The organism is Streptacidiphilus sp. MAP5-3, from assembly GCF_041262505.1.
Taxonomy (GTDB): Bacteria; Actinomycetota; Actinomycetes; order Streptomycetales; family Streptomycetaceae; genus Streptacidiphilus.
In genome coordinates, this window is sequence record NZ_JBGCCL010000016.1 from 16446 (window position 1) to 29255 (window position 12810).

The 12810-nt window shown below is 71.3% G+C and carries 13 protein-coding genes; 6 read left to right on the top strand and 7 right to left on the bottom strand.

All coding sequences use genetic code 11. The annotated features are described in order from the left end of the window. The first annotated feature begins 9 nt into the window (after positions 1–9). Entirely contained in the window at positions 10–576 is a 567-nt protein-coding gene (locus ABH928_RS22810) for a PadR family transcriptional regulator (protein WP_370069392.1), read from the top strand. 1 nt (position 577) lies between these two features. Here ABH928_RS22810 and ABH928_RS22815 read toward each other — a convergent pair whose 3' ends face one another. Beyond that, positions 578–1276: an NADPH-dependent F420 reductase gene (locus ABH928_RS22815; protein WP_370069394.1), complete on the bottom strand. Its 699-nt coding sequence runs from the start codon at positions 1274–1276 to the stop codon at positions 578–580. A 206-nt stretch (positions 1277–1482) separates the two neighbouring features. Here ABH928_RS22815 and ABH928_RS22820 point away from each other — a divergent pair, with 206 nt between their 5' ends. The 3 genes from ABH928_RS22820 to ABH928_RS22830 are packed head-to-tail and all read left to right on the top strand — an operon-like array spanning position 1483 to position 3877. Further along, complete coding sequence (locus ABH928_RS22820; RefSeq protein ID WP_370069396.1) at positions 1483–2295, top strand: class I SAM-dependent methyltransferase; 813 nt, start codon at positions 1483–1485, stop codon at positions 2293–2295. 40 nt (positions 2296–2335) lie between these two features. Further along, positions 2336–3283, top strand: a complete 948-nt coding sequence (locus ABH928_RS22825; protein ID WP_370069398.1) for an ROK family protein — start codon at positions 2336–2338, stop codon at positions 3281–3283. Positions 3284–3334: 51 nt separating this feature from the next. Further along, positions 3335–3877, top strand: coding sequence for a methylated-DNA--[protein]-cysteine S-methyltransferase (locus ABH928_RS22830; RefSeq protein ID WP_370069400.1), 543 nt, complete (start codon positions 3335–3337; stop codon positions 3875–3877). A 4-nt stretch (positions 3878–3881) separates the two neighbouring features. On the opposite strand, the gene ABH928_RS22835 is transcribed toward ABH928_RS22830, so the two are convergent. The 3 genes from ABH928_RS22835 to ABH928_RS22845 all read right to left on the bottom strand — a co-directional run bounded on the left by ABH928_RS22835 (position 3882) and on the right by ABH928_RS22845 (position 5985). Continuing rightward, positions 3882–4445, bottom strand: a complete 564-nt coding sequence (locus tag ABH928_RS22835) for a DUF1697 domain-containing protein (protein WP_370069402.1) — start codon at positions 4443–4445, stop codon at positions 3882–3884. A gap of 49 nt (positions 4446–4494) precedes the next feature. Then, positions 4495–5487, bottom strand: coding sequence for an aldo/keto reductase (locus ABH928_RS22840; RefSeq protein ID WP_370069404.1), 993 nt, complete (start codon positions 5485–5487; stop codon positions 4495–4497). 90 nt (positions 5488–5577) lie between these two features. Then, positions 5578–5985 (bottom strand): hypothetical protein, encoded by a 408-nt coding sequence (locus ABH928_RS22845; protein ID WP_370069406.1) that lies wholly within the window; start codon positions 5983–5985, stop codon positions 5578–5580. Positions 5986–6326: 341 nt separating this feature from the next. On the opposite strand from ABH928_RS22845, the gene ABH928_RS22850 reads away from it, so the two are divergent. Further along, complete coding sequence (locus ABH928_RS22850; protein WP_370069408.1) at positions 6327–6914, top strand: TMEM165/GDT1 family protein; 588 nt, start codon at positions 6327–6329, stop codon at positions 6912–6914. 4 nt (positions 6915–6918) lie between these two features. On the opposite strand, the gene ABH928_RS22855 is transcribed toward ABH928_RS22850, so the two are convergent. From ABH928_RS22855 to ABH928_RS22865, 3 genes are all read right to left on the bottom strand, one after another. Next, entirely contained in the window at positions 6919–7785 is an 867-nt protein-coding gene (locus ABH928_RS22855) for a peptidoglycan-binding protein (RefSeq protein WP_370069410.1), read from the bottom strand. Between the two features lie 174 nt (positions 7786–7959). Beyond that, positions 7960–9990, bottom strand: coding sequence for an MFS transporter (locus tag ABH928_RS22860; RefSeq protein WP_370069412.1), 2031 nt, complete (start codon positions 9988–9990; stop codon positions 7960–7962). Between the two features lie 148 nt (positions 9991–10138). Next, positions 10139–11371, bottom strand: a complete 1233-nt coding sequence (locus tag ABH928_RS22865) for a cytochrome P450 (RefSeq protein WP_370069414.1) — start codon at positions 11369–11371, stop codon at positions 10139–10141. Between the two features lie 249 nt (positions 11372–11620). On the opposite strand from ABH928_RS22865, the gene ABH928_RS22870 reads away from it, so the two are divergent. After that, positions 11621–12790: a steroid 3-ketoacyl-CoA thiolase gene (locus ABH928_RS22870; protein WP_370069416.1), complete on the top strand. Its 1170-nt coding sequence runs from the start codon at positions 11621–11623 to the stop codon at positions 12788–12790. Positions 12791–12810: the final 20 nt, after the last annotated feature.

Here is a 12810-nt window from a genome sequence, read left to right on the forward strand (position 1 = left end):
ATCTGGGGCATGTCGCTGCCGCACGCCATCCTCACCGCCCTGCTGGAGAAGCCGTCCTCCGGGCTGGAGCTGACGCGGCGCTTCGACAAGTCGATCGGCTTCTTCTGGGCCGCCACCCACCAGCAGATCTACCGCGAGCTCGGCAAGTTGGAGGAGGCCGGGCTGATCCGGGCCATCCCCGGCCCGCCGGCCCAGGGCCGCCGCAAGGAGTACGAGGTGCTGCCCCGCGGCCGGGACGAGCTGGCCGCCTGGGTCTCCCGCAGCGACGAGCCGCGTGCGCTGCGCGACCCGCTCGCCCTGCGGCTGCGCGCGGCGGCCATGGTCGGCGTCGGGGACCTCGGCGCGGAGGTCCGCCGTCATCTGGCGCTCCACACCGCGCAACTGGACGCCTACCGGGTGATGGAGACCCGCGACTTCCCCGACAAGGAGGCCCGGCAGACCGCCGAGGCCAAGCTGCAGCACCTGGTGCTGACCGCGGGCATCGAGATGGAGCGGTTCTGGACCGGGTGGCTGACCGAGGTCGACGCCGTTGTCTCCGAACTGGGCGATGTCGGGGAAGCCGACGGGCGGTCGTAGGTCAGGCGGAGCGGGTGGCCCGCTGGATGTGGAAGTTGAAGTCCCCGTCCCCGAAGGACCCGTAGAGGCGGAGCCAGATCGGGAGCACCATCTCGGTCCCGCGCGCGCCGGTGACGTCACCGAGGTCGTAGATCTCGTCGGCGGGCCAGCCGATGGACTCCAGCAGCGCGGTCACCGTCTTCTTCGCCTCGGCGTCGTTGCCGCAGACGAAGACCGAGTGCGGTCCGGGGACGCGCGTCGGCTCGACCATGACCAGCGCGCTCATGGTGTTGAGCGTCTTGACGACGTGGGCCTCGGGGAAGGCCCGCTGGATCTGCTCGGCCAGGCTGTCGGTGTTGACCGGGCTGAGCGAGGGCGGGAAGCCCTGGGAGAAGTCGAGCGGGTTGGCGACATCGATGACGATCTTCCCGACCAGGTGGTCCGCGCCGACCGCCTCCAGCGCGGGCAGGCTGCCCTCTCCGGAGGTCGCGTTGACGACGTGGTCGGCGAACGCGCCCACCTCGGGGTAGGGGAGGAGCCGGACCTGCGGGTGTTCCGAGAGCCACGCGGAGATCGGTGGGTTCCCGGCGCGGTCCTTGTCCTGACGGGCGAGCGTCGCCTCCGGGTCGCGGGTGCCGATCACCACGTCGTGGCCGAGTGAGGACAGCTTTCCGGCGATCGTACGACCGACGATGCCGGTACCCAGGACAGCAAAGCGCATGAGCTGAAGTCCTTCCGCAGCGAGGGCGTTGACGCGCAGCACACGCGCGCTCGGCCGGTGGCCGACAACTCCTCATCGGCCATCCAACCCGGATTCGGCCGGAACGCTTCCTTCCAATAGTCGGTGTCGGCTGTGTCGTGCCGTGTGGCCCGCGTGGCAAGCTGAGCGCGCACGCACGAACGGCGACGAGACGGAAGGCGTGGCGGATGGCGCACGAGCACGGCGGGCACGGTCACGGCGGGCACGGCCACCAGCACGGGAGCGGCCACGACCACGACGGCCCGCGTCCGGTCCTGCCGGGGGACCGGGAGCGGATCGACGCGCTGTGGCCGTTCGTGAAGGAGCAGGTGCCGCCCGGGCCGGGCGCCGTGGTGGAGATCGGGTGCGGGCCGCTCGGCGGCTTCGTCCCGCTGCTGCACGCGAAGGGCCACCACGCCGTCGGCGTCGACCCGAGTGCGCCGGAGGGTCCGTCGTACCGGCGGCTCCGCTTCGAGGACTGGCAGCCGGAGGCCGGTGACCTCCCCGTCGAGGCGGCCGTAGCCTGCCTCTCGCTCCACCATGTCGACGACATCGACGCCCTGCTGGCCCGGGTGGCCGAGCTGATGCAGCCCGGCGGGCGGCTGGTCGTGCGCGAGTGGGCGCGGGAGCGGTTCGACGAGGCGACCGCCCGCTGGTGCTTCGACCGGCTGGGGCCCGACGCGCCCGAGCCGGCCGAGGGCGAGGGCGAGGGCGAGGAGCTGCAGCGGGGCTGGTGGCTGCGTCGGTACCGCCAGGCCTGGCAGGAGGAGGGCGGCGACTGGTCCGCGTACTTCAACGGCTGGGCGGACGCCGCGGGGCTGCTCACCGGCGAGACGCTGCTCCACGCGCTGGAGGCCTCGCCCTTCGAGACGGAGCTGCTGGAGTTCGACGCCTACTTCCACCTGGCACTGGACGGCGTCACCGCCGAGCAGGAGCAGGCGGCCATCGACGCCGGAGCGATCCGAGCCAACGGCATCCGCTACGTGGGCCGGCTCGCCTGAGGTGGACATCGGCACGAGCAGGCCAGCAGACTCGCTGACCATGAGCACTTCCCCTGCATCCTGCGTCGCGGCGATCGACATCGGCGGTACCAAGATCGCCGGTGGCCTGGTGGACCCGGACGGCGTCCTCCTCCACCGGGTCGAGCGTCCGACCAAGGCCAAGGCCCCCGATCCGGACGAGGTCTTCGCGGCGGTCGCCGAGGTGCTCGCGGTGCTGGCGGAGCACGAGCGGTGGGCCGGTGTCACCGCGGTCGGCGTCGGCAGCGCGGGGCCGGTGGACATCGGGCTCGGGACGGTCAGCCCCGTCAACATCCCGGCCTGGCGCGGGTTTCCCGTCGTCGCTCGGGTGCGCGGGCTGCCGCAGGTCGACGGTCTGCCCACGGTCCTGGGCGGTGACGCCGTCGCCATGACGGCCGCCGAGCACTGGCGCGGCGCGGCGCGCGGCTACGCCAACGCGCTCTGCCTGGTCGTCTCGACCGGAGTCGGCGCGGGCCTGGTCCTGGACGGCAAGGTCTACCCGGGGCCGACCGGCAACGCGGGTCATCTCGGCCACATCACCGTCGACTTCGACGGCGAGCCCTGCCCGTGCGGCTCACGCGGCTGCCTGGAGCGGGTGGCCAGCGGCACCGCCATCGCCTCCTGGGCGGTGGCCCACGGCTGGCGCACCCCTGACGGCCCGGACGGCGCGGTGGACGCGGCGGCGGTGGCGGAGTCGGCCCGTGCGGGCGACCCGGTCGCCGTGGCGGCCTTCGACCGCGCCGCGCGGGCACTGGCCGCGGGCATCGCGGCGACCGCGACGCTGGTCGAGCTGGACGTGGCCGTCCTCGGCGGCGGCGTCCTGCGGGCGGGCGAGCTGCTGCTCGCGCCGCTGCGTGACCACCTGACGACCTACGCGGCGCTGCCCTTCACTCAGGGCCTGCAGGTCCGCGCGGCGGAACTGGGCACGGACGCGGGCCTGATCGGCGCGGCGGCACTGGCGCTGACCTGAGCCGGAACCCACACCGCCGGGATTGTCACACCCCTCGCTAGAGTCCTCTGCATGGAGACGAACGCCCGCTGGGTCGCGGTCCAGTCGCCGCTGCCCACCGGGCCGATACAGGTCGCGGTGACCGATCGCGGGGTCGTCAGCACGTCGTTCTGGCACGACGGGCTGCCCGGTGAGCCGTGTCCGGAGGACGACGAGCGGGCGGCGATGGTGGCCGCCCGGTTCGCGGAGTACTTCGCGGGGGCGCGCCGGACACTCTCACTGCCGTTGGACTGGAGCTGGACGGACGGGGTCCAGCGCCAGGTGCTGCAGACGCTGGAGCGCACCGTCGGGTACGGGCGGACGGTCACCTACGGCGAACTCGCCGCCCGCAGCGGCGCGTTCGAGAACGAGTTGGAGGCGCACCTCGCCGCCCGCGCGGTGGGGCAGATCATGGGGTCGAACCCGCTGTTCCTGCTGGTGCCCTGTCACCGCGTGGTCGCGGCCGACGGGTTGGGCGGCTTCTTCGGGGGAGAGCTGGGGATGGACGTGAAGCGCTGGCTGCTCACGCTGGAGGGCGTGCTCCCGCCGACGCTCGACTGGGACGGACCGAGCTGAGTGCTCAACTCTTCGCGGCGGCGATGATCTTCTCGACGGTGTGGTGGAAGCGCCCGGTGCCCTGGACGCCGAACGCCTTCTCCAGTCGCGGCACCGGGTTGGCCGGTCCGCGGCCCTCGACGACGCGGTAGCGGAGGTAGGCGGTCGCGTCGTGGAGGCCCACCACCTCCCAGTCGCCGCGGGCCCCGGCCTGCGGCAGGACGGACGGATCGAGCGGGCCGGTGGTGAAGAGCATCGAGTACCGCTCGTGGGAGGCGACCGGTCCCATGGCCGCGAACGGCGCGGCGGCGTACGCCTCCTCGACCTCGTCCAGGGTGTAGAGGGCGGTCGGGATCTCGAAGCCGAAGGCCGTCTGCAGCCGCGCCTCGATCCGCGCGCGCAGCGCCGCCCGCTTCGCGCCGCTGGTGCGCGGCGCGGCGAAGAAGGCGTTCCCGCTGGCGATGTAGGTACGGGCCGGCCCCAGACCGAGCTGGTCCAGCTCGGCCCGGAGCCGGGCCATCTCCACCTTCCGGCCGCCGACGTTGACGGCCCGGAGGAAGGCGACGTACGTGATCTGATCCGCGCTCATACGCCGATCGTAGGCGGCGCCACGCCGTCCGGGGTGGACCAGCGGTGGACTACCAGGCGTAGTCCTCGGGCGCGGGCTTGTGGCCGGGGAAGATCCGGTCCAGCTCGGCCAGCGCGTCCGCGTCCAGGGACAGCTCCAGCGCGGCCAGAGCCGTGGTGAGCTGGGCGTCGGTGCGCGGGCCGATGATCGGCGCGGTCACGGCGGGCTGGTGCAGCAGCCAGGCCAGCGCCACCGTGCCCGGCTCCGCGCCGAGCTTGTCGCAGAACTCCTCCCACTGCCGCAGCTGTGCGATCTGGGCCTCGTCGAGGCGGGCCAGCCGCTCCGCGCCGCGCACGCCCTCGTTCTCGGCCTTGCGCAGCACACCGCCCAGCAGGCCGCCCTGGAGCGGCGACCACGGGATCACGCCGAGCCCGTGGTACTGCGCGGACGGCAGCACCTCCAGCTCCACCGTGCGGGCCATCAGGTTGTAGAGGGACTGCTCGGCGATCAGCCCGAGGTAGTTCCGCCGGGCCGCCGCGCCCTGGGCGGTGGCGATGTGCCAGCCCGCGAAGTTGCTGCTGCCGACGTAGAGGATCTTGCCCTGCTGGACCAGCACCTCCATCGCCTGCCAGATCTCGTCCCACGGCGTGGCCCGGTCGACGTGGTGCATCTGGTAGACGTCGATGTGGTCGGTGCCGAGCCGCTTCAGACTGGCGTCGCAGGCGCGGCGGATGTTGAGCGCGGACAGCTTGTTCGTGTTGGGCCAGCCGCTCCCCGCGTAGCCCGGGATCGGCATCTCACCGTTGAGCTTGGTGGCCAGCACGGTCCGCTCGCGGCGGGCGCCGTCCTTGGCGAACCAACTGCCGATGATGCTCTCGGTACGGCCCTTGTTCTCGCCCCAGCCGTAGACGTTGGCGGTGTCGAAGAAGTTGATGCCCTCGTCCAGGGCGTTGTCCATGATCCGGTGCGCGTCGGCTTCCTCGGTGTGCGGGCCGAAGTTCATGGTGCCCAGGCACAGTCGGGAGACGGAGAGGCCGGTGCGGCCGAGCGACGTGTAGTCCATGAGGCAACCCTCTACCGGCAGGCCCCCGTTGTCGAGAAGGTCCCGCGCCGGGAAGGTCCCGCGTCGAGAAGGCTCTGATGTGCGGCGGGCTCAGTGCACCAGGACGGTGACCGTGCCCGAGACGCGGTCCACCCAGAGCGGACCCGTCGGGGTGCGGCGGGCCAGCAGGCGGGCGCGGAACTGCTCCGCTCCGCGCGACGTGGCGCGGACCGACCGGGTGTAGTCGTGCCACGGCTGTGCGGCGCACCCGAGCACGTGCCACCCGCTGCCGCCGGCCCGCTCGTCCAGGCAGAGGTAGGTGTACCGGACCGCGTCGTCCCCGCCGCTCGCGGTGACCTGCGCGCTCTGCCCGATCCGCAGCACCGGGGTCCCGGCGGAGACGTACGCCCCGGACTTCGCGTAGGCGGTGCCCGTCCCGGCGAGCACCGAGCCCGCCAGCACGGCCGAGCCGACGGCGAGGAGGGCGGCGGAGCGGACGCGGTGAGTGGTGGCAGCCATCGTTATCCCCCGTTGAGATTGCAGTCCGACAATGAGACTTATTCAGACCTTACACAGACCGGGACGCAGGACACGGCTAAGCCGTTCCCTCGGCGCACGGCGCTCCAGGTAGACTCGACCCCGTTCGAAGGGGAGTAGCCTTCCGCCGGACCGTCGACATACTGGCGAGCCTCACCGCTCGCCCGGCGCCCGGGACATGTTCGTCGCGCAGTTCGCGCGGGTGGACGCGTCGGCGAGACCTTCGGCCGCAGCCCGTCATACCCATGCGCGCTGCCGAGCCGAAGCGTCCCCGCAGCCGTGGGCCGGAGGCCCGGCGCCGAACCAACCCGAGGACGTCCTCCGTGAGCAGCATCGCCGTCGCCGGTATCACCTTCGGTGTGATCTTCCTGGCCGAGCTCCCCGACAAGACCGCCCTGGCCAGCCTGGTGCTCGGCACCCGCTTCCGTGCCTCCTACGTCTTCGCCGGGGTCGCGGCGGCGATGGCCGTTCAAGTCAGCCTGGCCCTGGTCGCCGGTCGGCTGCTGTCGCTGCTGCCGCACCGCGCGCTGGAGGGCGTGGTCGGCGGTCTCTTCGTGCTCGGCGCCGCGATGCTGCTGTTCCACAAGGACGAGGAGGAGGACGAGGGTTCCGGACGTGACCCGAAGTCGGACAGCTTCTGGCGTGTCGCAGGCACGAGCTTCGCGATCGTCGCGCTCGCGGAGTTCGGCGACCTGACCCAGATCATGACCGCCAACCTGGCCGCCAAGTACACCGATTGGCTCGCCGTCGGCCTCGGCTCCTGGCTCGCCCTCTGCGCGGTCGGCGGCCTCGCGATCGTCGGCGGGCAGAAGCTGATGAAGCACGTCCCGCTGAGCGTGATCACCCGCGTCGCCGCGGTGATCATGCTGGTCCTGGCCGGCATCAGCATCGCCGGGGCGATCACCGGCTGACCGGCTAACCGCCGTTGGTCCGGCCCCCGCTCTTGTTGCCCCTCGACGCCATCAACTGGGCCATCTTTGCCTGCGAGTTGGGCCCGTAGACACCGGACGGGTCGCCCTGCACGCCGTACCAGACCTGGAACGACGCGACGTCCTGCTCCGTGCGCTGGTCGTAGTCGCCGCTGGCGTTCAGGCCGCGGTCGATCCACAGTGCGCGCAGGTCCTGCTGGAGCGTCACCACGGCGGGCCCGGTCGAACCCAGTTGGAGGGTGGCGCCCACGCCCGGCGTCTTGGAGGGGCTGGGCGAGGGGCTCGGCCGCGTCGTGGACGGGGAGGGCTTCGGCGTCGGCGGGACCGTCGGGCTGGGCTTGGCACTCGGGCCGGGGCTCGCGCTGTGCGAGGGTGTCGGGCTCGCGGAGACGGACGCCGACGCCGACACGGAGGCGGTGACGGACGGCGAGGCGACCGTCCGGCTCGGCGACGTGCTCGCGGTCGGACTGCTGCCGGACGGCTGGGTCAGCAGCGCGGCGCCGGTTCCGGCGACGATCAGCAGCAACGCCCCACCGGCCAGGGCCCAGCCCTTGCGGCCACCGCCCCGCGCCTCGCGGGGGCGGGCGTCGGGTGCGGGCAGCACCGCCGTCGCGCCGCCCGGCTCGGCAGCAACCGGCTCGAGCTCGGCAGCAACCGGATCCGGGGCGGTCTCGGGTTCCGGTGCGGTCTCCGGCTCCGGCTCGGGCTCCGGTGTCGGCTCCCACTGCGCCGCCGACTCCGACTCCACCGCCTGGACGTAAGGGCGCACCAGCTCAGGGGCACCGTCGATCGGCGGCAGCACCGTCGTCTCGTCGTTGCTCCCGTTGTTCCCGTCGTGCGGCGGAAACGTCATCACACCCCCAGCTCGCCACCCACCCTGACGCACCGGCCCGCGCGTCGGTCGCGCCGATTATGCAGCATCATTCGGACGCTGCGAACCCGGGAAAGTGGCCGAAAAGCATCCACTTAGCCGGGTCCGCAGGCGATACCGGGACGAATGCCAGAAGCCGCTCGTGCGGATGCGCCGTCAGTCGCTCAGCATCCGACCCGGTGCGTCGAGGGAGTCGTCGGCCAGCACCCGGAGCATCGAGGCCAGCTCCGCGTGCTGCTCGGGGGAGTAGCCCTCGAGCTTCTTGCTGAGCTGGGCCACTCGCGCGGTGCAGAGTTTGTCGATGACGTCCCTGCCGCTCGCGGTCAGCGTCAGCACTCCGTTCTGGTCCTCCTGGACGCGGCCGGAGGCGACCATCGCGTCCAGCTTGGGCCGGATCTCGTCAGGGGTGATCTTGAGCCGGGCGCAGATCTGGTCCTGGGTGATCGGGCCCGCGTGGTGGAGCCGGAACAGGCCGTAGGCCTGCGGGACGGAGATGTCGACACCGGCCCGGTCGATGGCGCGGCCGTAGCGTTCCCAGATGTTCTCCCGGCTGGAGAGCCGGGTGATCATGCCCTCGATCTCCTCGGCCGAGGTGCGGAACGTGGGCGGCCCGGCGGCCTCGCCCTGCCCGCCGGTGCGGGTCGCGGTGCGCAGCGGCACCTCGCGCAGGAACAGCGACAGCACGAAGCCGATCACCGCGATCCCGGCCGCGACCAGGTAGACGGTCTGCAGCGAAATCGCGAACAGGTGCAGGAACGGGTCGTAGATCGCCTTCTGCGCGGGTGTCGCCTTCTGCACGAGCGTCGGGTCGGCCAGCACCTGCTTCACCGGGAACCGCGGCGAGAGCGTCCCGTCGGCGAGCGCGTGGGTGATCTTCGAGTTCAGCTGGTTGTTGAGCACCGTCCCGAAGATCGACGCGCCGAACGAGCCGCCGATGGACCGGAAGTAGGTCACGCCCGAGGTGGCCGTGCCCAGGTCGGCGAAGTCGGTCGAGTTCTGCACCGCGATGATCAGCACCTGCATCACCAGGCCCAGGCCGAGGCCGAGGATCAGCATGTAGGCGCCCATCACGGTCGCGCTGGTCTTCTCGTCCACCTGCGCGAGCAGCACCAGGGAGACGCAGGTCAGCGCGGTACCCAGGATCGGGTAGAGCTTGTAGCGCCCGGTCCTGCTGATCAGCTGTCCGGTGCCGATCGAGGTGATCAGCACGCCCGCCATCATCGGCAGCAGCCGCAGCCCGGACTGCGTGGGCGAGTTGCCGTTGACGACCTGCATGTACAGCGGGATGTACGACAGCGCCCCGAACATGCACAGGCCGATGATGAAGCCCATCCCCGAGCAGACGGTGAAGATCCGGTTCCGGAACAGCCGCAGCGGCAGCACCGGCTCCGTCACCCGCTGCTCGACCAGGATGAACGCCCCGATCAGCACGACCGCGCCGATGCCGAGGCCCCAGACCTCCACCGAGTTCCACGCCCAGGTCTGCCCGCCCAGGCTGGTGATCAGCACCAGGCAGGTGGACGCGGCGGCCAGCAGCACCGTGCCGACGTAGTCGATGCTGGGCCGGCCCTCCGGCTTCTTGGCGTGCAGCGCGGTCGCGATGACGAAGAGCGCGACCACGCCGACCGGCAGGTTGACGTAGAAGACCCAGCGCCAGTTGAGGTTGTCGACCAGGAACCCGCCCAGCAGCGGTCCGACCACCGACGAGACCCCGAAGACCGCGCCGATCACGCCCTGGTAGCGCCCGCGTTCGCGTGGCGGGACGACGTCGGCGATGACGGCCATGGCCAGCACCATCAGCCCGCCGCCGCCCAGGCCCTGGAGGGCGCGGAACGCGATCAGCTCGGTCATGTTGCGGGACTGTCCGCACAGCGCCGAGCCGATCAGGAAGATGACGATGCAGATGATGAAGACGCCCTTGCGCCCGAAGAGGTCGCCGAGCTTCCCCCAGAGCGGCGTGGTGGCGGTGGCCGCCAGCATGTAGGCGGTGACCACCCAGGAGAGGTGGTTGGCGCCGCCGAGGTCGCCGACGATGGTCGGCAGTGCGGTGGAGACGATGGTCTGGTCGAGCGCGGCCAGGAACATGCCCAGCATCACGCCGAGGAACACCAGCCGTACCCGCCGCGGACTCTCGTCGATCGGCGCGGGACCACCCTGGACGGCGTCTGTTGCCTGCTGCTGGGCCATGCCCAAGACGTACCAGCGCGCCGTCCGCGCTGCGCCCTGGCTGCCCCGAACGGGTGAGGGCCGGGGCGCTCACCCGTTCGGGGCTGGTTCGGGGCTGGTTCGGGGCTGGTGCGGGGCGGGTTCGGGGCTGGTGCGGCCGCGCGAGCGGTCACGCGTACTGGACGTCGAGCCGCTTGATCCCGTTCAGCCACGGCGAGCGCAGCCGGCGCGGTTCGCCGGTGAGCCGGATGTTCGGCATGGCGTCCGCGATGGCGTTGAAGATCAGGTCGATCTCCAGCCGGGCCAGGTTGGCGCCGAGGCAGAAGTGCGGACCGCCACCGCCGAAGCCCAGGTGCGGGTTGGGGTCGCGCAGGATGTCGAAGGTCCGCGGGTCGGCGAAGACCTCCTCGTCGTTGTTGGCCGAGGCGTAGAAGATGCCGACCCGCCGTCCGGCGCGGATCTGCTGCCCGCCCAGTTCGGTGTCCTGGGTGGCGGTGCGCTGGAAGGAGATGACCGGGGTCGCCCAGCGGACGATCTCGTCGGCGGCGGTCTGCGGACGGCGCTCCTTGTAGAGCTCCCACTGGTCGGGGTGGGTCAGCATCGCGTGCATGCCGTGGCTGGTGGCGTTTCGGGTGGTCTCGTTCCCGGCCACCGCCAGCACCAGGACGAAGAAGCCGAACTCGTCGGAGCTGAGGTTGCCCTGGCCGGAGGCGTTGACCAGCTTGGTGACGATGTCGTCTGCCGGACAGCCCTTGCGTTCCTCGGCCATGCCCATCGCGTACATCATCAGCTCGGCGGCGGACTCCATCCCCTTCTCCGTGGAGATGGCGAGCTCGGGGTCGTCGTAGCCGACCATGGTGTTGGTCCAGTGGAAGATCTTGCCCCGGTCCTGCTGCGGCACGCCGATCAGTTCGGCGATCGCCTGCAGCGGCAGCTCGCAGGCCACGTCGGCGACGAAGTCGCCGGTCCCCTCCTTGACCGCGCTGTGGACGATCCGCTCGGCACGGTCCCGCAGCGTGTCCTGGAGCGCGTTGATGGCGCGCGGGGTGAAGCCGCGCTGGACGATCGAGCGGAGCCGGGTGTGCTCGGGCGGGTCCATGTTCAGCATGATCAGCCGCTGGCTGTCGATCGCGTCGCGCTGGATCGACGGGTGGAAGCGGATGATCGCGGTATTGGTGCTGGAGGAGAAGGTTTCGGGGTGGGTAGAGACCTCCTTGACGTCGGCGTGCCGGGTCACCGCCCAGTAGCCGCCGTCGTCGAAACCGGCCGTCCCGTCGGCCTGCGGGATCCAGCGGACGGGCGCGGTGCGGCGCAGCTCCGCGAACTCCGGCAGCGGCACGGCCGCCTGGTTGACTTCCGGATCGGTGGGGTCGAATCCGTCGTGCAGGGCCGGGCAGGACATCTCGGGCCTCCTGGGCTGGGCCTGACGCACCGTCCGAAACGGGGGGTCCGAAACGGGGCGGGGTCTGAAACGGGACGAACGGTGCGGTCAATGCTGAACCGAGCTCTGACGTACCGTCAGATCTCCACTCGACGGTAGTAACACGTTCTAGTGGATGCAAGGGCCTTGCGCGGGGGCTCCGGGGCGAATAGAAAGGTCGACAGAACTAGAACGAGTATCAGTTCTTGGCCCAGTCGGGAGGGACTGCTCATGGCCGCTGAGCCCGTCATCGTCGAGGCAGTACGGACCCCTATAGGGAAGCGGGGAGGCGCACTCGCCAATCTGCACCCCGCCTATCTACTCGGCGAGACCTTCCGTGAACTGCTGGCCCGTACCGGCGTGCAGCCGGACGTGGTCGAGCAGATCGTCAGCGGAACGGTGACCCACGCCGGCGAGCAGTCGATGAACCCGGCCCGCAACGCGTGGCTGGCCATGGGACTGCCGTACGAGGTTCCGGCGACCACGGTGGACTGCCAGTGCGGCTCCTCGCAGCAGGCCAACCACATGGTCCACAACATGATCGCGGCAGGCGCCGTCGACGTCGGCGTGGCCTGCGGAGTCGAGTCCATGTCCCGCGTCCCGCTGGGCTCGGGCTCGGCGGGCGGCAACGGGAGGCCGTTCCCCGAGGAGTGGAACGTCGACCTGCCCAACCAGTTCGAGGCCGCCGAACGCATCGCCCGCCACCGCGGGTTGACCCGGGCGGACGTGGACGCGCTGGGCGTCCTCTCCCAGCGGCGCGCCGCGCAGGCCTGGGCGGAGGAGCGGTTCAAGCGCGAGACCTACGCGGTCCAGGTCCCGACCACGGAGGCGGAGCAGGCCGCGGGCCAGGGCATGTGGCGTCTCTTCGACCACGACGAGGGCCTGCGCGACACGTCGATGGAAGGTCTGGGCGGCCTCAAGTCCGTACTGCCGAACGCGATCCACACGGCGGGCAACTCCTCGCAGATATCCGACGGTTCGGCCGCCGTGATGTGGGCGTCACGACGTGCGGCGCGGGCGCTCGGGCTCACGCCCCGGGCGCGGATCATCGCCCAGGCGCTGGTCGGCTCCGACCCGCACTACCACCTCGACGGCCCGATCGACGCGACGCGCGCGGTGCTGGGCAAGGCGGGGATGTCGCTCAAGGACATCGACATCGTCGAGATCAACGAGGCCTTCGCGTCCGTTGTGCTGTCCTGGGCCCAGGTGATGAAGGCCGACATGGAGAAGGTCAACGTAAACGGCGGCGCCATCGCCCTCGGCCACCCCGTCGGCTGTACCGGCGCCCGGCTGATCACCACGGCCCTGCACGAACTGGAGCGCAGCGGCAAGGAGTTCGCCCTGGTGACGATGTGCGCGGGCGGCGCGCTGGCGACGGGGACGATCATCCAGCGGCTCTGAAGGCCGCCTGCTCGTCAGGA